This window comes from Aurantiacibacter sp. D1-12, from assembly GCF_028858515.1.
GTDB lineage: Bacteria > Pseudomonadota > Alphaproteobacteria > Sphingomonadales > Sphingomonadaceae > Alteraurantiacibacter.
Map to the genome: position 1 here is coordinate 662,157 of NZ_JAPJZJ010000001.1, position 21,431 is coordinate 683,587.

The window sequence follows — 21,431 nt, forward strand, 5'->3', positions numbered from 1 at the left end:
CCCTCTGCCGCGCAGTGTGGCAGATGGGCGTGCATCGACTGACAGCAACAGCACTGGCAATGGCGGCGGCATTGTTGCCGGCAACGCCTGTTGCATCAGCAGATGCGCCGGTTCCAGAGGAGATACCCGTCGGGCTGCTGGTTGACCTATCCACCGGCCAAACCCTGTTTTCGCGCGAGGCAGATCGTCGTTTCGTGCCCGCCTCCGTCACCAAGGTTATGACCGCCTACACCGCTTTCAAGCTGGTGGAGGAGGGTGAATTGCGACTGGACATGCCTTTCCTCTACAGCGCAGCGCTTGAAGAGGAGTGGTATGCCGAGGGTTCTAACATGTTCCTGCGTGCAGGAGAGCGACCCACAATCGCGCAGCTGCTGCTCGGCATCACAACCGTATCGGGCAACGATGCCAGTGTTGCATTGGCGATTGCCGCGACTGGGTCGCTTGAAGACTGGATCGCGCTGATGAATGCCAATGCGCAAGAGCTTGGTATGCGCAATACACATTTCGGGTCCGCCAATGGCTTTCCCGATGGCGGCCAAACCTACACCACTGCGAGCGATCTTGCGCTCCTGGGGCAAGCGATAACGCAGCGTTATCCCGGCCTCTATCGACGCTATTTCGGGCACCGCACTTTGCGCTGGCGAGACATCACGCAGTCCAATCATGACCCTGTAACAGGCCGCGTGGAAGGTGCCGACGGGATGAAGACGGGCTACACGAACGAAGCCGGTTTTACTTTCCTCGGTTCCGCCGAACGCAACGATCACAGGCTTGTCATGGTGCTTGCCAGTGCACCGACAACGGAAATTCGCGATGACGCGGCACGCGCTCTTCTCGAATGGGGTTTTGCAAACTTCGAACGGGCAACGCTGGCCGAGGCAGGCGCGATTATCGGATCGGCCGAAGTGCAGGATGGCAGCGCGCAGCGTGTAAATCTGCGTCTGGAACACGATTTCGCCGTGGCCCTTCCAGTAGGCAGCACGCCTGAGCGCTGGGACGTTGCCATAGTCTATCGCGGCCCGATTGAGGCACCTGTTGCAGCAGGAGAGATAGTAGCAAGGTTGCGACTGTCTGTGGATGGAGAGATAGCACTGGAAGCGCCTCTGCTAGCGGCAGCCGACGTGGAAGAGGCCAACGTTTTAGAGCGGATTTCTAACGCATTCGGGAGCTGGATCGGATGACTCGCGGACGATTTATCAGCTTTGAAGGCGGGGAAGGCGTTGGCAAGTCAACGCAGGCATCCATGCTTACAGCACTGCTACAGGCCCGTGGCCTGGCTGTCCTGCAAACACGCGAGCCCGGCGGTACACCTGGTGCCGAAGCCATCCGTGCACTGCTGCTAGACAAGCAGTACGATTGGGACGCCGCAGCCGAAGCCCTGCTGTTCGCCGCCGCACGGTCGGACCATGTCGACCACGCCATCCGCCCAGCGCTTGACGCAGGCGAATGGGTCGTATGCGACCGCTTCATTGATTCCTCCCGCGCCTATCAGGCCGGCGGGGATGACCTGTCGGACGATGCGATCCTTTCGTTGCACACCATCGGTTCGCACGCTCTGATGCCAGACATCACGTTCCTGCTTCAGGCCGATGATGCCGAGGTCGCTGAAAGGCTGACTGCTCGCGACGGTGACAATTCGGACCGGATAGGTGGGCGATCTCCCGAGTATCACGCCCGCGTGGCACAGCGCTTCCGAGATCTTGCGGTGATGGATCCTGAGCGGTTTGTGATCATCGATGCAGCAGGTTCCCCCACAGATGTTCATGAGCGCATTCTCCGCGCCATAGCTCCGCTGCTAGGAGAAGGCGGGTGAGCTATATCGGCCACGATGACGCCTGGGCCGAGTGGCGCCGCGCGCTATCGGGCGAACGGATGCATCACGGATGGATTCTTTCGGGGCGCAAAGGTGTTGGCAAGTCGGCCTTCGCTTTGGCCGCCGCGCGTGAACTGGTCGCCGAAGAGGGCATATCGCAGCCGGAAGGTGACCACCCAGATGTGCTCTACATCTCGCATCCTCCAAAGAATGATACCGAGGCGAAAAAGCGAGCGGATGGAAAGCCGTTTGAACTCGCGCGCAATATCAAAATCGAACAGATCAGGCAGCTCCAGCAACGGCTGACAACGCGACCAACGCTTGGTTCGCGCCGTGCCGTGATCATTGATCCTTCGGACGATATGGAGGCTCCCACTGCCAACGCTCTTCTGAAGAGTCTTGAGGAGCCTCCTGAGGGCACCTTCTTCCTCCTGATTGCCCACCGCATCGGGCGGCTGTTGCCGACGATCCGCTCGCGCTGCCGGGTGCTGTCGTTTCCGCGCGTTTCCGATGCCGATATGGAGGCAGTACTTGCACGCGAAGCTCCGCAGGCCAGCGGTGAAATGCGCGATGCTGCAATTGCCGCCGCGAGCGGTTCTCCCGGCGCGGCCATAGATTTCGTCGAGCTGGATCTCGGCAAAATTCACACGCTCATGCAAAAGATTGCGGTCAACGGCGATCCGGACTTCGCCATGCGCGGCCAGTTGGCTGCGGCGATGGGAGCGCGCCCGAAGCGCGAGAAGCAACTGGCAGCTGTCGAGCTGGCAAGGGCTGTGGTTGCCGAACGTATGGACCATGTTTCCCATGCAGATATCCCGGCCATGGTAGACACGCATCAGGAGCTGGTCCGGCTTGCCGCGCAGGCGCCCACAGCCAATTTCGATGCTGGTCTTTTGATCATGGAAATCGGGACATTGCTCAGCAAGCTTGCAGCCTCACGGAGCGCCGCCTAGGGATGCGCGCAAATGGCTGATCCTTTCTATCTTACCACCGCGATTCACTATCCCAACGGCAAGCCGCACATCGGCCATGCCTACGAGACAATCGCTGCCGACGTTTTGGCACGCTTCCACCGCCAGATGGGCCGTGATGTGCGCTTCCAGACGGGTACCGACGAGCACGGTCTGAAGATGGCACAAAAGGCGCGCGATCTGGGTGTCACTCCGCGCGAGCTGGCGGATGAAATGTCCGGCTATTTCCGCGACCTGTTCGACAAGCTCGATATTTCCTACGACCGTTTCATCCGCACCAGTGAGGACGTACATCACACGGCGAGCCAGGAAATCTGGCGGCGGATGGAAGCGAATGGTGACCTCTACCTGGATCGTTACGAGGGATGGTACTCGATCCGTGACGAAGCCTATTACGACCAGAGCGAACTCGTCGAAGGGGAGGGGGGCGAAAAGCTCTCCCCGCAAGGCACACCAGTCGAGTGGACAGTCGAGGAAAGCTGGTTTTTCCGCCTGTCAAAGTATCAGGAGCCCCTGCTCGCGCTCTACAACGAAAACCCAGATTTCATCCGTCCTGACAGTCGGCGCAACGAAGTGATGCGCTTTGTTGAAGGTGGACTGCGCGATCTCTCGGTAAGCCGCACCAGCTTCGACTGGGGCGTGAAAGTGCCCGGCGCGGAAGATCACGTCATGTACGTGTGGGTTGATGCGCTTACGAACTACCTGACCGGGCTTGGCTTCCCCGAAGAAACCGAAAACATGGGCAAGTTCTGGCCGGCAGACCTACATCTGATCGGCAAGGACATCACCCGCTTCCATACCGTCTACTGGCCCGCCTTCCTGATGAGCGCCGGTATTGAGTTGCCCAAGCAGGTTTTTGCGCACGGCTTCCTGCTCAACAAGGGCCAAAAGGAAAGCAAATCACTCGGCAATGTGACTGATCCGGCAGAGCTGGCCGATCTCTATGGTGTGGACGTGCTTCGATACTTCCTGCTGCGCGAGTTCTCCTTTGGGCAGGATGGAAGCTATTCCCATGAAGCTATTGTAAATCGGTCAAATTCGGAACTTGCGAATAGTTTCGGCAATCTGGCGCAGCGTACGCTTTCATTGATCTTCAAGAACTGCGAAGGCGACCTTCCGCTACTGGCGGATCTAGCCGGCGCTGATGCCGAACTTCTCGATCAAGTGAATTCGGTCTGCAAGAGCGATCTGCCAGACGCTTTCGAGCGCCTTGCGTTCGCGCAAGGCCTTGAGGCTTGGATGGGCGCCGTCTTCGCTTGCAATGCCTATATCGACGCGCAAGCTCCTTGGGCACTCAAGAAGACCGATCCTGATCGAATGAAGACAGTTCTGGCAACGCTCTATGTCTGCATTGCGCAGCTAGCCACCGCCGTTATCCCGGTGATGCCGGGATCAATGGCCAAGCTACGCAGCACGATGGGCGTGGGCGAGGGCGCTGTTGACACTGACTGGTATACAGAACTGGCATCTAGCGATTTCTGCCTCGATAAGCCGCAAGGTCTCTTCCCACGGCTCGAACTGCCCGAAGCGGACGAGGGCGAGGGCGCGTAGTGCTGATCGATAGCCACTGCCACCTCGTCTACGAAGGCCTCGCCGAACGACAGGATGAAGTTCTGGCCAGCGCACGCGCAGCCGGCGTTAAAGGCTTCCTCAATATCTCGACCCGCGAGCGGGAGTGGGGCGATGTCATTGCCGTTGCAGAGCGCGAGAGCGATGTCTGGGCGACTGTCGGTATTCACCCGCACGAGGCGGACCAGCACGCCGACCTGGGCCGTGATATCCTGCTCGAAGCCTCTCAGCACGAGCGCGTCATCGGACTCGGTGAAAGCGGGCTCGACTATTATTATGATAAGTCGGACCGGCAGGTGCAGCAGGACTTGTTCCGCATGCACATCGGTGTCGCGCGCGAAACTGGCCTGCCGCTGGTGATCCATACTCGCGATGCGGACCAAGATACTGGCGACATCCTGGAAGACGAGATGGGGAAGGGGGCCTTCCCCGCTCTAATCCACTGCTTCACCGCTTCGCCCGAATTTGGTCGCCGCGTGCTCAACATGGGCCTCACGATCTCGCTTTCAGGGATTGTAACCTTCAAAAACGCCGTCGAACTGCAGGAATTCGCGAAGGAAATTCCTGATGATCACCTGTTGGTAGAGACCGACAGCCCGTTTCTGGCACCCGTACCGCATCGCGGCAAAACGGGTGAGCCGGCATTTGTGCGCAACACTGCCGAATTCGTCGCCGAACTGCGTGGTGTCAGCGTTGAAGCTCTTGGCGCAACAACAACCGCCAACTTCTTCAAACTATTTAATAAAGCGAACCCCGCGTGAAGCTGATCGTCCTCGGCTGCGGGACAAGTACCGGTGTACCGCGGATCGGCAATGACTGGGGCCTTTGCGACCCCAACAATCCGAAAAACCGCCGCACTCGCGTGTCGATTATCGTCGAAAGCAATGCGGGAAGCCGACTGCTGGTCGATACCTCGCCCGATCTGAGGCAGCAACTCCTCAGCAACAATATCGACAAGGTAGACGCGGTATTCTGGACACACGACCACGCGGACCATTGCCACGGTATCGATGACTTGCGGCCGCTGCGATTTGGCCGAACCTCGGGAATACCCGGATTTGCTTCTGAAGCGACTGTGAAACGCCTGAAGCCGCGGTTCAGCTACGTTTTCACCGGTGAGCACGGGTACCCGAACATCGTAGAGCTCAATACGCTTGGCAACCTTCGTATGTTCGCCGGGTTTGGCGTAGAAACACTCGAAATGCCGCATGGCCCGATCACAACTACTGCCTATCGGTTCGATACAGACGAAAAATCAATAGGTTATGCCACAGACTTTAGTCAGGTTACTGACAAGATGGTGAGCTTCTTCAAGGATGTGGACGTGCTTGTAACCGATTGCCTCCGACGCGAACCGCATCCGACACATGCCAATCTCGATATGGCCTTGAAGCTGGCCAAGCGGAGCAAAGCGCGCAAAGCAGTGCTGTCACATCTCGACAAGAGCATGGATTATGCGACTTTGAGTGCCGAGGTGCCGACAAACGTCCTTGTCGGCTATGATGGTATGCAACTGGTAGCTTGAAGGAGACCGCAACATGGAAAGCATGAGTTCGGTTCAATGGGTATCGATCATCGCGTCGCTCGGATGGCTGGTGCTCGTGCTTGGAGCCTATCGATCCTACCAGGTCGACACATCCAAAACTATCCGCATGGCGCTGACGTGGGCAGCAATCTTCACTGGTCTCGCTGTATTCTTCACTCTGCTGACGTAAGGTAGACATTACATAGGCTTGACCGATCTGGAGAGTGCCCGATAACCCAAAATGGCATGTCTATTACTTAACATAATATATATTATCATTCCAATATCTATAACCCGATAGACGTAGAGATCCGACCTCCCCATCATGTCAGAACAACTCAATCGACTGCTCTCCATCATGGCGCGCCTGCGCGACCCTGACCATGGTTGCGAATGGGATGTAGCGCAAACCTTCGAAACGATCGCGCCGTACACTCTAGAGGAAGCCTACGAAGTCTCTGACGCCATCGAGCGCGACGATATGGACGATCTGCGCGGCGAGCTTGGCGATCTGCTGCTGCAGGTCGTCTTCCACGCACGCATGGCTGAGGAAGCTGGCCACTTCGCCTTTGAAGACGTCGCGAAGGCAATCTCGGACAAGATGGAAGCGCGCCACCCGCATATATTCGGTGACGAAGGCGGTGTAATGGACGGAAAGCGCTGGGAAGACCTGAAGGAAGCGGAACGGAAGTCTTCGGGCTCGGACAGCGCGATGGATGGCGTGGCAAAGGCACTCCCGGCGCTCTTACGCTCTGAGAAGTTGCAAAAGCGCGCTGCACGGGTCGGTTTCGAGTGGGAAGATGCACGAGGTCCACGCGATAAACTGCTGGAAGAATTACAAGAACTGGATGAGGCTTCCGAAGAAGAGAAACTAATGGAGGCCGGCGATGTGCTGTTCGTCGCGGTGAATATCATTCGGCGTTACGGCGTGGATGCAGAGCAGGCGCTCAAAGCATCCAATGCCAAGTTCGAACGTCGTTTTCGCGCGATGGAGGAACTTGCCAAGGCAGATCACCAAAACTTTGCTTCGCTGTCTCTGGATGAGCAGGAAGAGTACTGGCAGCGCGCCAAAAGAACCGTGGGCTAGGAACCCAAGGCCTCGAAACGGCCGAATTCCTTATCGGTCAAGCGAACCTCTATCCGGCGTAGCGGGCCGCCCTCACCCTCACCTGCATCCGCTTCGGCGAGAACTTCTCCGTTGGCATGGAGCCAGGCGATCCGTTGGCCGTCACTTGCCAGAATTTCGAGCGCATAAGTCTTGGCGCCCTCGGTCAGAACCGCGCCAAGCCGCTGCTGAAGGCTGTCCAGACCATCACCGGTAATGGCCGAAATCGCGAGAACACTGTCGTCCGATGCCGCGATGCAGCCTAGCTCCTCGCGAGCGTCTTCATCGAGCAGATCCCACTTGTTCCATACCTCGAGTACGGGGGCGTCCACGCCCTCCCCCGCCTCATCCACCACTCCAAGGTCGTGGAGAACGGCAAGCACTTGCCGCTTCTGCTGCGCGCTATCCGGATTGGCAATGTCGCGGACATGCAGGACGATGTCAGCGGCGGTTACCTCCTCCAGTGTCGCTCGGAAAGCGGCAACGAGTTGCGTCGGCAAGTCAGAGATGAAGCCCACAGTGTCAGACAGGATAGCCTTCTCCACGCCGGGCAGGCCGATTGCGCGCATGGTCGGATCAAGCGTGGCGAACAGCAAGTCCTCCGCCATGACGTCAGCACCCGTCAAGCGATTGAAAAGTGTTGATTTTCCAGCATTCGTATAGCCGACGAGCGCAATAACCGGCCACGGTGCCCTCCCCCGTCGCTTGCGATGCAGTTCGCGCGTCTTGCGTACCTGCTCCAGTTCACGGCGCAGCTTTGCCATGCGATCGCGGATCATCCGGCGGTCAGCCTCGATCTGCGTCTCACCCGGGCCACCCAGGAAGCCGAAACCACCGCGTTGACGTTCAAGGTGGGTCCAGCTGCGCACCAGACGGCTGGCCTGATAATCGAGGTGTGCAAGTTCGACCTGCAAGCGACCTTCGGCCGTTGCCGCTCGTTCTCCGAATATTTCGAGAATCAGACCTGTGCGGTCGATCACCTTGCGGCCGATCTTCTCTTCCAGATTACGCTGCTGGATCGGCGTAAGCGCTCCATCCACGATAACCAGCTCGGCTTCGTGCAATTCGCAATCGGTCTTGATCCGCTGCACCTGCCCTTCCCCGAAAAGGGTGTTAGGGCGGATATCGCGGACGTTGAGGATGAAGGCCTCTGCAACGACAATGCCGATCGCCAGCGCAAGGCCTTTCGCTTCTTCAAGCCGGGCTTCAGGGTCTTCCCCACTGCGCTGGCCGCGAATATCCGGGCACACGACAAGGGCACGCGCACCGCGTGTGACCTCGCCTTCGATGTCGTCATCTACAATCAGGCTGCTTCGCCCTTAGTCTTCGTCTTCATCGCTCTCGCCAAACCCGTCGTCGGTCAGATCGACGTGGGTGGCGGGCTGGATGGTCGAGACGGCGTGTTTGTAAGCCAGCTGCACATAGCCTTCACGCTCGAGCAACATGCAAAACAGGTCATAAGCGGCAATGCGGCCTTGCAGCATCACGCCATTGACGAGGAACATCGTCACCTGAACCGCTGCATCACGCACACGACTGAGGAAGATATCCTGCAACAGACGCTGCTTGCGATTTCCGTCAAAGCCGGTGTCGAAGCTGTCTGCGTCTACAGGGTTGCTGGGCATGATGGTGGAAACGGCATGTTTGTATACCAGCTGCGATTGGCCATCACGGCGCAGCAGGATCGAGAAATTGTCGAACCAGGTGACGATGCCTTGCAGCTTCACGCCTTTCACCAGGAACATGGTGACCGGCATTTTTTCTTTGCGCAGGTGGTTGAGGAACAAGTCTTGCAAATTGCCGACTTTCGGCGCCGTATTCGTCGAAACCTGCTCTTCCTCTACTGCCGGACGCGGCCTTGCGGAGAGGGTACCCTTGGCCATTGATCTGACTCCATTTTTGTTGGTGACCGGTGCCCCGATCACAGTCAGGCGCAAGAATTGCTCTCACACCGGATCCATTGTGCTGTGCAGAATGACACAGAAACATGTAATCTTCGAGACAGATATTTGGGTGTCGCAACCTGATTGCGCAAGGGTGCAAGCTAGTCGCCCGAATCCGCCTTTTCGTTCCGGTCATTCATGCCGAGCAGCTTCAGCTTACGGTGCAAGGCAGACCGCTCCATCCCGATAAAGCCCGCGGTTTTTGAGATATTGCCCGAGAAGCGACGAATCTGAATCCGCAGGTACTCGCGCTCGAAGCTCTCGCGCGCTTCACGCAGAGGTACGCCCATCAGGTTGGTCATACCCGAACCGCTATCAGATGATGCACCGGTGATCTCTTCGGGCAACATTTCGGGCGAAATCGTCTCGAACTCCTCGCGCGGCGCAAGGATGACCGTACGCTCGATCACATTGCGGAACTGGCGCACATTGCCTGGCCAGTCATAGGCCTGCAGCGAAGCCATCGCCTCTGGCGCCACAGATGGCGGATGAAGCCCCTGTTCGCGCGCATATCGCGTGAAGAAATGCTCGGCCAGGGCCGGAATGTCATCGCGCCGCTCAGCCAGCGGCGGGATTTCAATGGGCACCACGTTCAACCGGTAGAACAGGTCTTCGCGGAACCGCTTCGCCTCGATTTCTGCGAGCAGATCCTTCGCGGTGGAGGAGACCACGCGCACATCAACACCGATCTGACGGTTGCCCCCTACGCGCACGAAGCTCTGATCGGTGAGAACACGCAGGATGCGGGCCTGTGTGCTCTCCGGCATATCTGCGACTTCATCGAGATAGAGCGTTCCGCCGTCCGCGAGTTCGAGCAGACCGGGGCGGACAAGCTTGCCGTCCGCTTCCTCGCCAAAAAGCTCCGGCTCGAACCGCTCTGGCGTTATGCGCGCCGAGTTGACCGATACGAAGGCCTTGTCTGCACGCGGGCTCCAGGCATGCAGCAGCCGCGCGGCGACTTCCTTGCCTGCTCCGGCCGGGCCGCTGACCAGCACCCGGCTTCCGGTATTGGCGACGCGCTTCAGCGTCGCGCGAACATTGTTGATAGCCGAGGAGTTACCGGTGAACTCGTCGGGTGACGTCATGCCTTCGCGCAGACGTTCGTTCTCGCGCCGCAACCTTTCGGTCTCGGTAGCGCGCTCGACGAGGTGCAACAGCTTTCCAGCCTCAAACGGCTTTTCGATGAAGTCCATCGCGCCGCGGCTGACAGCGGAAACCGCGGTATCGATATTACCGTGGCCGGAGAATATCAGCACAGGTAGACCGGGCTCGCGCGCCTTGATGGCATCGAGCACTTCCAACCCGTCGCGCGGCGAGCCGTGCAGCCACACGTCAAGCAGCACCAGGCTCGGGCGGCGCTCGTCAACCATCGCGATGGCTGTCTCGCTGTCGCCAGCGGTACGGCACTCATAGCCTTCGTCGCTCAGGACGCCGGCCACAAGATCACGAATATCCCGTTCGTCATCGACTACGAGGATGTCGAGTGCCATTCAGTATTCTCCTGTCTCAATCATTGCCCGCCTCTGCCGCATCAAGGTGATCACCCGGATGAACGGCGAAGCGGAGTGTTGCGCGGGTACCCTCACCTTCGCTCCCCGCAGCGAAGGCGAGTTCTCCGCCGTGTTCTTCGACAATCTTTTTCACGATAGCGAGGCCGAGCCCGGTGCCCTTCTCCCGCGTCGTAACGTAAGGCTCGATCACGTTGACCCCGCCTTGCGGCAGACCCACGCCATTATCTTCGACTTCGATCTGCATGAATTCACCTTTCATGCTGACCGAGAGCGCGATCTTGCCACGCCAATCCGGTTCCGCATCGCGGCCGCGTGTGTCGATGGCCTCCGCCGCATTCTTCAGAACATTGGTCATGGCCTGACCAAGCTGGTGCCGATCGCATTCGATGGGCGGAACGTCGCTGTCGGTGGTAAAGCGATAGGTGATCTCAGGGTGCGCGACCTCTTGCAGGAACAATGCCTGTCGCACCAAATCAACCGCGTCTTCCTGCCGGAAAACAGGCTTGGGCAAACGTGCAAAGCTTGAAAATTCGTCCACCATCTTGCGCAGGTCACCCACCTGCCGGATGATCGTACCGGTCAGCTCGTCGAACAGCTCGCTATCTTGCTCGATCTGCTTGCCATAGCGGCGCTTCAATCGCTCGGTCGCGAGCTGGATCGGGGTGAGCGGATTCTTGATTTCGTGCGCGATACGGCGCGCAACGTCCGACCAGGCAGCCTGTCGCTGGTCGAGCAACTGGCGGGTGATATCCTCGAAGGTAATCACCATGCCCTCGGTCGCAGGCGAGAGCTGCACGGCGAGCGTAAGAAGATCGGTGCCACGGTTGTACTGGATGATTTCGCTGAGAGATCCGTCTTTCACCAGCTGTGCCAGCTGCGGCACAGCATCGCCCAGCTTCTCGCCAACGAGGTCGTGATCCGCCTGCTCGAACAGCAATTGCTGTGCCGAGCTGTTCATCAGCGCAATACGCCCTTCCCCGTCGAGCGAAATTATGCCCGCAGTAATGGACTCAAGCACCGCTTCCATAAACGCACGGCGCTCGGCGAGCTGGTGGTTGGCACCAAGCAATTCGTCCGTCTGCCGCTCGATCTGCGAGGACATGCGGTTGAAGGCACGGCCGAGAAGGCCAATCTCGTCCTGCTTTCCGATCCGGCCCGATACACGCATGGCATAGTTACCGCTGCCGATCTCTCCCGCTGCATCAGCAAGTTCAGCAAGAGGCTTCACCTGACGGTCAGCAAAGCGAAGAGCCGCCCACACAGCGATGCCGACGAGTGCGAGACTGACGAAGAAGAGGGCGACATTGAATTGGAGCTGCAGGACACGGGCGCGGTCGGTAAAATCGGCATATGATTCGACCGTATCTTGGGCCTGTAAGTAGAGGCGCGTCGCTTCAGGTTGAGCATTTCGCGCTACATAAAGATACGCGTCCGACGCCCGGTCCAATAGGGTTATAGCTTCAATCTGCTCCAGGTTCGCGCGAGCAACAAAAGCCGTACCCTCGTCAAGAGCTTCCATGTCTTCGGGAGTTACACGCAAACGTTCGCGGTCATCCTCAGGATCCAGCATGAATACCAAACGCGCATCACCATCTTGTGATCGGCGATAGATACTCGCTTCACTCAATTCGCGCGTATAGGTTTGTTGCAAGACTTGATTGTAGAACTCCGGGCTTACAACCGACATTCTTTCAAGGAAAAATCGCACGTCGCTGGACATTGCCACGGCATTCATGCCGACTGTGCGCTGATTATCGTTATAGTAGCGCTCGGCGAGCTCGCCCGCATCTTCGATCACACCCCGCGAGCTACCAGTAAACCAAAAATCGACGCCCGACTGGAATAGAATCGACGCAAACACCGCTACGAATAGAGTCGGAATCGCGGCGATGAGTGAGAAGAAAAAGACGAGGTTCACGTGCAAACGGGAGGTTGCGCTCCCAGCCCTCTTAATCGCAATCCGACGGCCCCAAAGCACAACAATACCAAGCGCAGGAATAAGCGTGCCAAGTAGAAGCGCTGCGGCCTGCTCTGACGGCATAAGCTCAATGCTGTTCGTAAGAGCCGCAATCGTCACGTAGGCGGTAAATGCCATCACCACGAGCGTGATGACGCAGAGCACTTCAAGCCAAAGGAACAGGTTCATCTTCCGCCCAGCAACCTGCGCGCGCCGCCACCAGCGCGATCTCTTCTGGGTGGAATTCACCGTATCAGGGGCAGTCGTGCTGGCCACGTTGCAAGCTTACAACAACACTGTTGCAGTTTTGCAAGGGCTTTCTGGTGATTTGTCCTCATCCGCCGCTGAACTGCTCGGGATCGATATCCATATCCTGCAATCGCTTGCGCAGCGTGTTGCGATTGATACCCAGCAATTGGGCGGCCTTCAGCTGATTGCCGTTCGTGCGTGAGAGCGCGTACTGGAAAACTGGACGTTCCAACTCTGCCAGTGCGCCGTGATAAAGCTCACCCTCGGCGAAATCTTGACGCGCGAGCCATTGGGATACGGCCTCTCCCACCGATCCTTCGCTATTCGCGGCGGTAGGATCGAGGCCATCACTCAAGAGGCCAGTCAACGCCTGTGCATCGATCACATCCTCTCGTGCAAGCAATGCCGCACGAAAGATCACGTTGCGCAATTCGCGCACGTTCCCGCGCCAAATATGCGAAGCGAGAATGTCGACAGCGCCGGCCGACAATACCCGTGACGGCAGCCCCTCCTGCGAAGCGACCGCAAGGAAATGCTTTGCCAACGGCTCTATGTCGGTCGCGCGATCACGCAACGGAGGCAGCTGGATGGGGACAACGTTCAGCCGGTAGTAGAGGTCTTCACGGAAGCTCCCATCCGCTATCATCGGGGCGAGATCCTTATTGGTCGCCGCGATCACGCGCACATCGACTGCGATTTCCTGACTGCCCCCGACACGGCGTATCCGGCCCGACTGCAGGGCACGGAGTAACCGGGTCTGCGCCTCGGCAGGCATGTCGCCGATTTCATCTAGGAAAAGCGTGCCGCCATTCGCCGCTTCAAACTTGCCGATATTGCGCGCGGTCGCGCCGGTGAAAGCACCCTTCTCGTGCCCGAATAGCTCGCTTTCGATCAGCTCGCGCGGGATAGCGGCAGCGTTCACGGCGACGAACGGGCCAGTTTTGCGACTGCCGAGCTGATGGATAGCCTCGGCCACCAGCTCCTTTCCCGTCCCGCTCTCACCCAGAACGAGCACGGACAGGTCATTATTCAGTACGCGGGTGATCAGGCGGTAAACCTCCTGCATTGCTGGACTACGTCCGATGAGCGGCAGCCCCTCTGGCGGTAGGTCTGGAGCCTCGCCTCCCTTCCCCTTCGAATTGGATGCCTGCACCGCCGCGCGCAGAACTTCGTCCAGATCAAAGGGCTTGGGGAAGTATTCGAACGCGCCGCGCTCGGTTGCCCGCACGGCGGTGTCGAGCGTGTTTTGCGCCGACAGAATGATTATCGGAAGCTCGGGGTAGAGATCACGCACCTGCCCAAGCGTTTCGATCCCGTCACCATCAAGCAACATGACATCGGTCAGCATCACATCGTAGGTCTGACCCGCCAGCGCATCATCCCTGCCCTGCACCGTGTCGGTGGCGTCGACATGGAACCCCTCCGCCTCCAACCCGGCACGAATTACGGTGGCGATGGCGTTGTCATCTTCAACCAGAAGCGCGCGGCGTGTCATGCAGTGTCCTTTGCGTTGGCGATCGGCAGATGGATGCGGAAATGGGTCCATCCGCCCTTCTCGTCTCTCTCATGGCTCACACGGCCATGCATGTCGCGAACCAGCTTTTGAACAAGCGCGAGACCGAGCCCCTGCCCATTCGGCTTGCTCGAAACAAAGGGTTCGAAGATGTGATCGTGCAGTGCTGGGTCGATGCCCTGCCCGTTATCGCTGATGCGGATCTCGACCGCCAACCTTACCGGTCGGCCGAGGCGGATCACGTTGGTGACGAGCCCGCTCACAAACCTTGTATGAATCTGCACCTGCGGCTCGGCATGTGACATGGCAGCGTCGCGTGCATTGGCCAACAGGTTGACCAGGACTTGCACCAGAGCGCCCTCACTGGCCAGAACCGGGGGCAGCGAAGGGTCAAACTCCTCTTTCCATGACAAAACGTCTTCCGATGTCAGCTTTACCGTTGCCAATGCCTGGTGAATGGACTGGTGCAGGTTCACAGGAGCTAATGGCTCGGCCTGTTCGCGACCTAGCCGCTGCATGCGATCGAGCAGCTGTACGATGCGATCGACTTCGCTGACCACCAGCTCGGTCAGGGAGGCCTCTGCCTTGCTAACTTTGCGCTCCAAGAGCTGCGCGGCGCCCCGAATTGCTGCCAATGGATTCTTTATCTCGTGAGCTAACACCGCTGGTCCGCGCAGAGCGGGAAGCCGTTCAAGCTCCTCCATCAGGTCACTCTGGCTGGCATCGGACAGGGTCACGACCCGCCACCCGGGAAATGCAGCTATTGCGGATACGGTCATGTTGCCTCGCCACTGCTGATCGTTGATTGCGAGATCGAGCCCACGCGCCACAAACTGCGAATCCGGTTTGCTCAGCTCTTCAGCCAAGCGGGGCTGCTCGACCTGAACGACATCAAGCAAGTTCTTCCCCACCAGGCGCGGAGCACTGGCGCCAAGAAGCACTTCACCCGCCGGATTCACTTCTTTGATTCCCATGTCTGCTGAAATGAGAAGCATCGCGAAGCTTAGCCCCGCAATCTGTTCACCCGGTCCCGGCTGCGGGATTGGCACGCCAGAACCCTGTTCGTTCACGCCGCGCGTCGCCGGATAAAGGGCTCGTAAAAGCGCTCAAGCTCACCGCGAACCTGATTGGCGTCATCAATGAAATTGACTTTGTTGCGGAAGTCAGCGCTGCCGTGCAGACCCTTGGTATACCAACCCAGATGCTTGCGGGCGATCTTCACGCCGACATCCTCGCCGTAATGCTCCAGCATTCCGTTGTAGTGCTCGATCAGCGTCTCATACTGCTCGGCAAAGCTCGGGCTTTCGAGAACTTCGCCGGTCTGCCACCAGTGCATGACCTGACCGAGTAGCCACGGTTTGCCGTAGGCACCGCGTCCGATCATCAGGCCGTCCGCACCCGATTGTTCGAGCGCTTTTGCAGCATCCGGGATGGAGCAGATATCACCATTGACGATGACCGGAATATCGACCGCGTCTTTCACAGACTTGATGAACGACCAGTCGGCGTTGCCCTTGTACATCTGGTTGCGCGTTCGACCGTGAACTGTGACAAGCTTCACGCCCAGATCTTCAGCAATATGGGCGAGCTCAGGCGCGTTGAGGCTTGCATGGTCCCAGCCCATCCGCATCTTGACCGTAACTGGGACGTCGACAGCTTTTACCGTCGCTTCCATCAGCTTGGTGGCGAGCGGAACCTCCCGCATCAGCGCGCTGCCGGCGAACTGTCCTACGACCTTGCGCACCGGGCAACCAAAGTTGATGTCGATGATCGCCGCTCCCTGATCTTCGCTCAGCTTGGCAGCATCGGCCATACTCTGCGGATCGCAGCCAACGAGCTGCATCGACACAGGGTCTTCGCTTTCGTGCCAGCGCGCCTTCTGGATCGATTGGCGCGTTTCGCGGATCGCAGCCTCGCTCGCGATCATCTCGGTCACATTGAGCCCGCTGCCATAGCGTCGCACCAGTTGACGGAACGGCATATCCGTCACGCCCGTCATCGGGGCAAGCACGACCGGGCAGTCGATCCGGATCGGACCAACTTCGATCGGCGTGACCGGTGGAGGAGGAGGATTCAGCGTGTCGCTCATATGTGTGCCTAATATTTAGGCAGCCGCATAGTGGATTGCGGGGCGCGGCTCAAGCAGCTAGCGCGCTTTGCGTCATGCATAGCAATTCGGGCCAAGTCCCGCCTTTCTCTGCGATTATCGTTGCTGCCGGCAAGGGCTTGCGCGCAGGTCAGCCGATTCCGAAGCAATTTGCCGGTTGGAATGGCAAGCCCGTGGTACGCCATTCCGCGGAACACTTCGCCGCAGCTGGCGCAGCAGAAATCATTGTCGCCATTCCCGAAGGCGCAGATGAAGTTGCCAGCTCGTGCCTCAGCGGGATTGCGAGTGTTCGACTGATCACCGGAGGAGCCACGCGACAAGAAAGCGTCAGAATTGCACTAGAAGCGCTGGAGGAAACCACGCCAGACACGGTTCTGATCCATGACGCTGCCAGACCTGACCTGCCCCAACCGGTGATTGAACACCTGCTCGCAGCCATGGAAGAGCATGAGGGAGCAATTCCCGTGCTTCCGGTGGTCGACAGCATGGTCCGAGCAGAAAACAATCGTATGGCGGGCGATGCGAAACGTGATGAGCTGCGTCGCGTTCAAACGCCCCAGGCATTCCGGTATGGATCCATTATGGCGGCGCACCGGGCTTGGATCGGCGAAAGCACTGCCGGAGACGACGCACAGGTGCTCGTTGCCGCAGGAAAAGAGGTCGCGCTGGTTGTGGGTGACGAGCGGCTCAAGAAACTGACTTACGCAGAGGACTTTATGGCTCCACAAGCCCCCTTCCCCGCGCTCCGCATGGGCACCGGATTCGACGTCCACCGGCTTGCCGAGGGTGAAGAACTCTGGCTGTGCGGAATCAAGATCGATCACGACAAGGGCCTTGCCGGACACAGCGACGCCGATGTCGGCCTACACGCAGTGGTGGATGCAATCCTTGGTGCCTGCGCGCAAGGTGATATCGGAGACCATTTTCCACCAAGCGATCCGCAATGGAAGGGAGCGCCTTCCTCTCGCTTCGTCGAACACGCCGTCAAAGTCGCTGCTGATGCCGGATGGGCAGTCAGTAACGTTGACCTCACGCTCATCTGTGAAGCCCCGAAGATCGGCCCGCATCGCGAAGCCATGCGAACACGGCTTGCGGAACTGCTTGGTCTTGAAACGAACCAAGTAAACGTCAAAGCGACTACAACCGAGAAGCTCGGTTTCACCGGACGCGGCGAAGGCATAGCTGCGCAGGCGGCGGCAACATTGATGGCGAGTGCCCCATGAGCGAAAGCATTCTCCCCGAACAAGTGTTCAAACTCGCCAAGCGGGTTGTCGAAGAAAACACCAAGGCTGGCCGCAAGATCGTACTCGCGGAAAGTTGCACCGGCGGGCTTGTGGCCGCGGCTATAACCGAGATAGCCGGCAGCTCTGCCGTGCTGGATCGCAGCTTTGTCACCTATTCCAACGAGGCGAAGCAGGTCGATCTTGGCGTGCCTTCGGATATCATCGAAGCGTTTGGCGCTGTCTCGATTGCCACGGCATTCGCAATGGCGAAAGGCGCGCTTGATCGCAGCAATGCCGATGTCGCCGTAGCGATTAGCGGGATTGCTGGCCCCGGTGGTGGATCAGACCTGAAGCCCGTCGGCACAGTCGTCTTCGCTCGGGCTATTCGCAGCGAGGAAGAACCCATGGCTGACGAGCGTCTGTTCGAAGGCGAGAATCGCGCCGGAGTTCGGCGTCAAGCAACGTTGGTAGCGCTGGAGCTATTGCTGCCGTAGAGGTCGGCGGCACGCGCCTCGAACGCGGCTACCATCTTGCGGAAGGCACGGTCGATATACTGGCCAGCCAGCGTTTCAAACATGAGGTTCTTAAAGGTGAAGTCGACGCAGAAGTCGATCTCGCAGGCCCCCTCACCCACGTTGCGGAAAGTCCAGTTGTTGTCGAGATCGCGCAAAGGACCATCGACGTAGTGCACGTTGATCGTGTTCGGGCGATCTTTGACTACCTTCGAAGTGAACTTCTCTCGCAGCGCCTTGAAACCGACAAGCATGTCGGCAGTCATCTCTGTGTCGCTATCCTTGCGAACACGTGTTGCGACAACCCACGGGAGGAACTCGGGGTACTTGTCCACGTCGGCAACAAGGTCGAACATCTGTTCGGCCGTGTAGGGAAGCTGCCGGGTCTCGCGGATTGAAGGCATCAGGCGGTCTTGGCAGCAGCTTTCGCCAGCTTGGCTTCGCGGGCAGCCTTCATTTCGGCGAAATCGTCACCCGCATGATAGCTGGAGCGCGTGAGCGGAGTTGAAGCAACCTGCAGAAAGCCCTTCGCTCGCGCAATCGCACCATAGGCATCGAACGCCTTCGGCGTGACGAATTCCTCGACGTTCGCATGCTTTGGCGTTGGCTGCAGATACTGACCCATCGTCATGAAATCGACGTCAGCGCTGCGCATGTCGTCCATCACCTGGTGGACTTCGAGCCGCTGCTCACCCAGCCCAAGCATGATGCCGGACTTTGTAAAGATCATCGGATCATGGCTCTTCACTTCCTCGAGCAGCCGCAGCGAAGCGTAGTAGCGAGCGCCGGGACGGATCGTCGGATACAGGCGCGGCACAGTCTCGAGGTTATGGTTGTAAACGTCTGGTCCAGCCTCACAAATCGCCTCGACAGCAGGACGCATCTTACCGCGGAAATCGGGCGTCAGGATTTCGATCGTCGTATCCGGCGTCTCACGGCGAAGCGCCTTGATCACCTTCACGAACTGGCCCGCGCCGCCATCGGGAAGATCGTCACGATCAACGCTGGTGATGACAATGTGTTCGAGCCCCATCTTGCCCGCAGCAACCGCTACGTTTTCCGGTTCCATCGGATCAACAATGCGCGGCATGCCTGTTTTCACATTACAAAAGGCACAGGCACGCGTGCAGACGTCCCCCAGAATCATCACGGTGGCGTGCTTCTTAGTCCAGCACTCGCCGATATTGGGGCACGCAGCCTCTTCGCAGACTGTGTTGAGATTGAGGTCGCGCATGAGCTTGCGCGTCTCGTGATAGCCCTTCGAAACGGGGGCTTTCACACGGATCCAGTCCGGCTTACGCTGACGCGCCGGACGTTCGCCCTCGGGCTGCGGAGGATTGGACAGATCAGTCATTTCGCAGCCCACTTAGTGAACAGTCAGGATAACCGCAATGGGGGTGCTTGCCCTCATTCGTGTGCTCGCATAAGTGAGCGCACATGGACGCGATGGGCATACAGGCACTGACCTCTCCGGTAGTGCTCTTTTTCGTACTCGGATTGCTTGCAGCTTTTGCCCGATCCGATCTCGCCATCCCGGAAGCAATTGCAAAGGGCATGTCGCTCTACCTAATGGCTGCGATCGGTCTGAAAGGCGGCATTGAAGTCGCCGAGTCCGGCTTGGATGGAACGGTCCTCGCAGCTCTAGCAGCGGGTATTGGTGCCGGCTTTATCATGCCGCTGTATGCCTATTGGATACTCAAGGGCTTTGGGAAGCTGGATCGAATCAATGCCGGCGCGGTCGCTGCGCATTATGGTTCAATTAGCGTTGTAACGTTCGTAACGGCCATCGAGATCTTTGAACTGCAGGGAAATCCACCCGAAGGATACATGGTCGCGGTTATGGCGACGATGGAAAGTCCTGCAATTCTTGCAGGTCTTCTTCTCGCCAGGGGCGCTGGTTCGAACGAAGATCAAAGTACCAAAGAGCTGCTGCACGAAGTGCTGTTCAATGCCTCGGTGGTGCTGTTGCTCGGTGCATTCGCGATCGGCTGGATCGCTGGACCAGAAGGCTTCTCGGACGTGGAGCCATTCTTCGGCGCCATGTTCAAGGGAGTGCTCTGCATCTTCCTCCTCGACATGGGCTTGATAGCAGCCAGGCGAATAATGGACTCGCGTGCACTCACCTGGAGACTGGTGGCAATCGCAATTGCCCTTCCCTTGGTAAACGGCGTGATCGGCACAGCATTGGGCGCAAGCATCGGCCTCGATACAGGTTCAGCAGCAGCGCTCGGAGTGTTGTGCGCCAGTGCAAGCTACATCGCAGTTCCGGCGGCGATGCGTATGGCGCTGCCCGAAGCGGACCCGGGCGTCTACCTCACCATGTCGTTATCCATTACATTTCCCTTCAACGTCCTTATCAATATCGGATTGATTGGCGCGCTAGCGGTGATGATGACCGGTAACGGAGCAGCGGTACCATGATCGAAACAGTCATCCGAAAACGTATCGAAATCCTGGCCGACCAGGCGCAGGCCAAGCACGTGACGCAGGCCATCGATGACGCCGGGATTACAGGTTGGACAATTACTCCCGTCACCTCCGGCAAAGGCCGCGAAGGTCGTTGGCGCGAAGAGCGGGTTATGGGAACCGACAAGGTCTTTATCCTGACGATCGCACCACAAGAGAAGGCGATGGCCTTGGCAGAGGCGCTCGCACCGGTGCTGACACAGCGTGGACTCTTGCTGACTATGTGGGATGTTGAAGTCATTCGCGGTGAGCGCTTCTAATGCCCGAGTTTCGCGAGCTATTGCACGGATATCGTCGCTTTCGTGAAGAAGGCTACCCGAAACAACGCGCCCGTTACGACAAGCTCGTTACCGAGGGCCAGCATCCAAAGCTGATGATCATTGGCTGTTCGGATAGCCGAGTCGACCCCGCGCAGATATTCGATGTTGATCCCGGTGAAATCTTCGTTGTGCGCAACGTTGCGGCGCTGGTTCCGCCGTATGAAATAACTGCCGGTCAGCACGGAGTATCAGCGGCCGTTGAATTTGCCGTGCAATTTCTCAAGGTCCGCCAAATCGTAGTGATGGGCCATGGCATGTGCGGTGGCTGCAAGGCGGCACTAACGCAGGACCTTCAAGGCAATGAGGCTGGTGCAGGCGGCTTTGTCGCAAACTGGGTGCATTTACTTGACGAAGCTCGAGAGCCCGTGGCCGCAAAGTTCGGAACGGAAAGCCGCGAGGCGGAACGCGAAATGGAGCTGGCGGCGGTCGGCGTGAGTATCGACAACCTGCGAACCTTCCCTTTCGTTCGAGACGCGGAAGAACGCGGCGACCTAAAACTACGCGGCACGTTCTTCGCGATTTCCGAAGGCGTGCTTTACCTTCGGAACGAAGAAACACGCGAGTTCGAGGCAGTCTGATAAAATTGCTATTGCGAATTATTCGCAAGACCGATAGGCACCTCCGACCAACTCAAGAGAACACCCCAT

22 protein-coding genes are annotated in these 21,431 nt (G+C 58.4%); 13 read left to right on the plus strand and 9 right to left on the minus strand.

All coding sequences use genetic code 11. The features are described from left to right. Positions 1-59: 59 nt before the first annotated feature. The 8 genes from OOZ52_RS03285 to mazG all read left to right on the plus strand — a co-directional run bounded on the left by OOZ52_RS03285 (position 60) and on the right by mazG (position 6,965). On the plus strand, positions 60-1,181 hold the full coding sequence (locus OOZ52_RS03285) for a D-alanyl-D-alanine carboxypeptidase family protein (protein ID WP_274697046.1): 1,122 nt from the start codon (positions 60-62) through the stop codon (positions 1,179-1,181). Next, a complete protein-coding gene (gene tmk / locus OOZ52_RS03290) occupies positions 1,178-1,813 on the plus strand; it encodes a dTMP kinase (protein ID WP_274697047.1) in 636 nt (211 codons plus the stop codon). Before OOZ52_RS03285 ends, tmk begins: the two co-directional genes overlap by 4 nt. Beyond that, positions 1,810-2,766, plus strand: a complete 957-nt coding sequence (locus OOZ52_RS03295; protein ID WP_274697048.1) for a DNA polymerase III subunit delta' — start codon at positions 1,810-1,812, stop codon at positions 2,764-2,766. The genes tmk and OOZ52_RS03295 overlap by 4 nt, the downstream gene beginning before the upstream one ends. A gap of 12 nt (positions 2,767-2,778) precedes the next feature. Further along, positions 2,779-4,335, plus strand: a complete 1,557-nt coding sequence (gene metG / locus OOZ52_RS03300; RefSeq protein ID WP_274697049.1) for a methionine--tRNA ligase — start codon at positions 2,779-2,781, stop codon at positions 4,333-4,335. Continuing rightward, positions 4,335-5,114: a TatD family hydrolase gene (locus OOZ52_RS03305; protein WP_274697050.1), complete on the plus strand. Its 780-nt coding sequence runs from the start codon at positions 4,335-4,337 to the stop codon at positions 5,112-5,114. The genes metG and OOZ52_RS03305 overlap by 1 nt, the downstream gene beginning before the upstream one ends. Then, positions 5,111-5,878, plus strand: a complete 768-nt coding sequence (locus OOZ52_RS03310; protein ID WP_274697051.1) for an MBL fold metallo-hydrolase — start codon at positions 5,111-5,113, stop codon at positions 5,876-5,878. Before OOZ52_RS03305 ends, OOZ52_RS03310 begins: the two co-directional genes overlap by 4 nt. Before the next feature lie 13 nt (positions 5,879-5,891). Next, positions 5,892-6,068, plus strand: coding sequence for a hypothetical protein (locus tag OOZ52_RS03315; RefSeq protein WP_274697052.1), 177 nt, complete (start codon positions 5,892-5,894; stop codon positions 6,066-6,068). A gap of 135 nt (positions 6,069-6,203) precedes the next feature. Further along, entirely contained in the window at positions 6,204-6,965 is a 762-nt protein-coding gene (gene mazG / locus OOZ52_RS03320) for a nucleoside triphosphate pyrophosphohydrolase (protein ID WP_274697053.1), read from the plus strand. On the opposite strand, the gene hflX is transcribed toward mazG, so the two are convergent. From hflX to dusB, 7 genes are all read right to left on the minus strand, one after another. Beyond that, complete coding sequence (gene hflX, locus OOZ52_RS03325) at positions 6,962-8,233, minus strand: GTPase HflX (RefSeq protein ID WP_274697054.1); 1,272 nt, start codon at positions 8,231-8,233, stop codon at positions 6,962-6,964. The two genes, mazG and hflX, sit on opposite strands and share 4 nt — an antisense overlap. Positions 8,234-8,302: 69 nt before the next feature. Then, positions 8,303-8,866: an RNA chaperone Hfq gene (gene hfq / locus OOZ52_RS03330; RefSeq protein ID WP_274697055.1), complete on the minus strand. Its 564-nt coding sequence runs from the start codon at positions 8,864-8,866 to the stop codon at positions 8,303-8,305. A 161-nt stretch (positions 8,867-9,027) separates the two neighbouring features. Then, complete coding sequence (gene ntrX, locus OOZ52_RS03335; RefSeq protein WP_274697056.1) at positions 9,028-10,416, minus strand: nitrogen assimilation response regulator NtrX; 1,389 nt, start codon at positions 10,414-10,416, stop codon at positions 9,028-9,030. Positions 10,417-10,432: 16 nt separating this feature from the next. Then, positions 10,433-12,583 carry a sensor histidine kinase gene (locus OOZ52_RS03340; protein ID WP_274697057.1) on the minus strand — a complete coding sequence of 717 codons (2,151 nt, stop codon included), beginning with the start codon at positions 12,581-12,583 and terminating at the stop codon, positions 10,433-10,435. Between the two features lie 145 nt (positions 12,584-12,728). Beyond that, the gene (locus OOZ52_RS03345; protein WP_274697058.1) at positions 12,729-14,138 is read right to left on the minus strand and encodes a sigma 54-interacting transcriptional regulator; all 1,410 of its coding nucleotides are present in this window, start codon (positions 14,136-14,138) and stop codon (positions 12,729-12,731) included. After that, the gene (locus OOZ52_RS03350; protein ID WP_342454925.1) at positions 14,135-15,226 is read right to left on the minus strand and encodes a two-component system sensor histidine kinase NtrB; all 1,092 of its coding nucleotides are present in this window, start codon (positions 15,224-15,226) and stop codon (positions 14,135-14,137) included. The genes OOZ52_RS03345 and OOZ52_RS03350 overlap by 4 nt, the downstream gene beginning before the upstream one ends. Continuing rightward, positions 15,223-16,245: a tRNA dihydrouridine synthase DusB gene (gene dusB, locus OOZ52_RS03355; RefSeq protein ID WP_274697060.1), complete on the minus strand. Its 1,023-nt coding sequence runs from the start codon at positions 16,243-16,245 to the stop codon at positions 15,223-15,225. Before dusB ends, OOZ52_RS03350 begins: the two co-directional genes overlap by 4 nt. A 74-nt stretch (positions 16,246-16,319) precedes the next feature. Between dusB and OOZ52_RS03360 the strand changes: the two genes are divergently transcribed. Beyond that, entirely contained in the window at positions 16,320-17,486 is a 1,167-nt protein-coding gene (locus OOZ52_RS03360) for a bifunctional 2-C-methyl-D-erythritol 4-phosphate cytidylyltransferase/2-C-methyl-D-erythritol 2,4-cyclodiphosphate synthase (protein ID WP_274697061.1), read from the plus strand. Beyond that, positions 17,483-17,980: a CinA family protein gene (locus OOZ52_RS03365; RefSeq protein ID WP_274697062.1), complete on the plus strand. Its 498-nt coding sequence runs from the start codon at positions 17,483-17,485 to the stop codon at positions 17,978-17,980. The genes OOZ52_RS03360 and OOZ52_RS03365 overlap by 4 nt, the downstream gene beginning before the upstream one ends. Here the strand turns inward: OOZ52_RS03365 and OOZ52_RS03370 are convergent. Then, positions 17,941-18,402: a type II toxin-antitoxin system RatA family toxin gene (locus tag OOZ52_RS03370; RefSeq protein WP_274697063.1), complete on the minus strand. Its 462-nt coding sequence runs from the start codon at positions 18,400-18,402 to the stop codon at positions 17,941-17,943. The two genes, OOZ52_RS03365 and OOZ52_RS03370, sit on opposite strands and share 40 nt — an antisense overlap. Continuing rightward, entirely contained in the window at positions 18,402-19,352 is a 951-nt protein-coding gene (gene lipA, locus OOZ52_RS03375) for a lipoyl synthase (RefSeq protein WP_274697064.1), read from the minus strand. Before lipA ends, OOZ52_RS03370 begins: the two co-directional genes overlap by 1 nt. Before the next feature lie 83 nt (positions 19,353-19,435). Here lipA and OOZ52_RS03380 point away from each other — a divergent pair, with 83 nt between their 5' ends. The 3 genes from OOZ52_RS03380 to OOZ52_RS03390 are packed head-to-tail and all read left to right on the plus strand — an operon-like array spanning position 19,436 to position 21,362. Continuing rightward, positions 19,436-20,419 (plus strand): sodium-dependent bicarbonate transport family permease, encoded by a 984-nt coding sequence (locus OOZ52_RS03380; RefSeq protein ID WP_274697065.1) that lies wholly within the window; start codon positions 19,436-19,438, stop codon positions 20,417-20,419. Beyond that, the gene (locus tag OOZ52_RS03385) at positions 20,416-20,724 is read left to right on the plus strand and encodes a P-II family nitrogen regulator (protein ID WP_274697066.1); all 309 of its coding nucleotides are present in this window, start codon (positions 20,416-20,418) and stop codon (positions 20,722-20,724) included. Before OOZ52_RS03380 ends, OOZ52_RS03385 begins: the two co-directional genes overlap by 4 nt. After that, a complete protein-coding gene (locus OOZ52_RS03390) occupies positions 20,724-21,362 on the plus strand; it encodes a carbonic anhydrase (RefSeq protein WP_274697067.1) in 639 nt (212 codons plus the stop codon). Before OOZ52_RS03385 ends, OOZ52_RS03390 begins: the two co-directional genes overlap by 1 nt. Positions 21,363-21,431 lie beyond the last annotated feature (69 nt).

What these genes read in the sequence shown, in the direction of transcription:
- OOZ52_RS03285 (WP_274697046.1), top strand. Translation starts at nt 60, where the DNA reads ATGGCGGCGGCATTGTTGCCGGCAACGCCTGTTGCATCAGCAGATGCG.
- tmk (WP_274697047.1), top strand. Translation starts at nt 1,178, where the DNA reads ATGACTCGCGGACGATTTATCAGCTTTGAAGGCGGGGAAGGCGTTGGC.
- metG (WP_274697049.1), top strand. Translation starts at nt 2,779, where the DNA reads ATGGCTGATCCTTTCTATCTTACCACCGCGATTCACTATCCCAACGGC.
- OOZ52_RS03315 (WP_274697052.1), top strand. Translation starts at nt 5,892, where the DNA reads ATGGAAAGCATGAGTTCGGTTCAATGGGTATCGATCATCGCGTCGCTC.
- mazG (WP_274697053.1), top strand. Translation starts at nt 6,204, where the DNA reads ATGTCAGAACAACTCAATCGACTGCTCTCCATCATGGCGCGCCTGCGC.
- hfq (WP_274697055.1), bottom strand. Translation starts at nt 8,866, where the DNA reads ATGGCCAAGGGTACCCTCTCCGCAAGGCCGCGTCCGGCAGTAGAGGAA.
- ntrX (WP_274697056.1), bottom strand. Translation starts at nt 10,416, where the DNA reads ATGGCACTCGACATCCTCGTAGTCGATGACGAACGGGATATTCGTGAT.
- OOZ52_RS03340 (WP_274697057.1), bottom strand. Translation starts at nt 12,583, where the DNA reads ATGAACCTGTTCCTTTGGCTTGAAGTGCTCTGCGTCATCACGCTCGTG.
- OOZ52_RS03345 (WP_274697058.1), bottom strand. Translation starts at nt 14,138, where the DNA reads ATGACACGCCGCGCGCTTCTGGTTGAAGATGACAACGCCATCGCCACC.
- dusB (WP_274697060.1), bottom strand. Translation starts at nt 16,245, where the DNA reads ATGAGCGACACGCTGAATCCTCCTCCTCCACCGGTCACGCCGATCGAA.
- OOZ52_RS03360 (WP_274697061.1), top strand. Translation starts at nt 16,320, where the DNA reads ATGCATAGCAATTCGGGCCAAGTCCCGCCTTTCTCTGCGATTATCGTT.
- OOZ52_RS03365 (WP_274697062.1), top strand. Translation starts at nt 17,483, where the DNA reads ATGAGCGAAAGCATTCTCCCCGAACAAGTGTTCAAACTCGCCAAGCGG.
- OOZ52_RS03370 (WP_274697063.1), bottom strand. Translation starts at nt 18,402, where the DNA reads ATGCCTTCAATCCGCGAGACCCGGCAGCTTCCCTACACGGCCGAACAG.
- lipA (WP_274697064.1), bottom strand. Translation starts at nt 19,352, where the DNA reads ATGACTGATCTGTCCAATCCTCCGCAGCCCGAGGGCGAACGTCCGGCG.
- OOZ52_RS03380 (WP_274697065.1), top strand. Translation starts at nt 19,436, where the DNA reads ATGGACGCGATGGGCATACAGGCACTGACCTCTCCGGTAGTGCTCTTT.
- OOZ52_RS03385 (WP_274697066.1), top strand. Translation starts at nt 20,416, where the DNA reads ATGATCGAAACAGTCATCCGAAAACGTATCGAAATCCTGGCCGACCAG.
- OOZ52_RS03390 (WP_274697067.1), top strand. Translation starts at nt 20,724, where the DNA reads ATGCCCGAGTTTCGCGAGCTATTGCACGGATATCGTCGCTTTCGTGAA.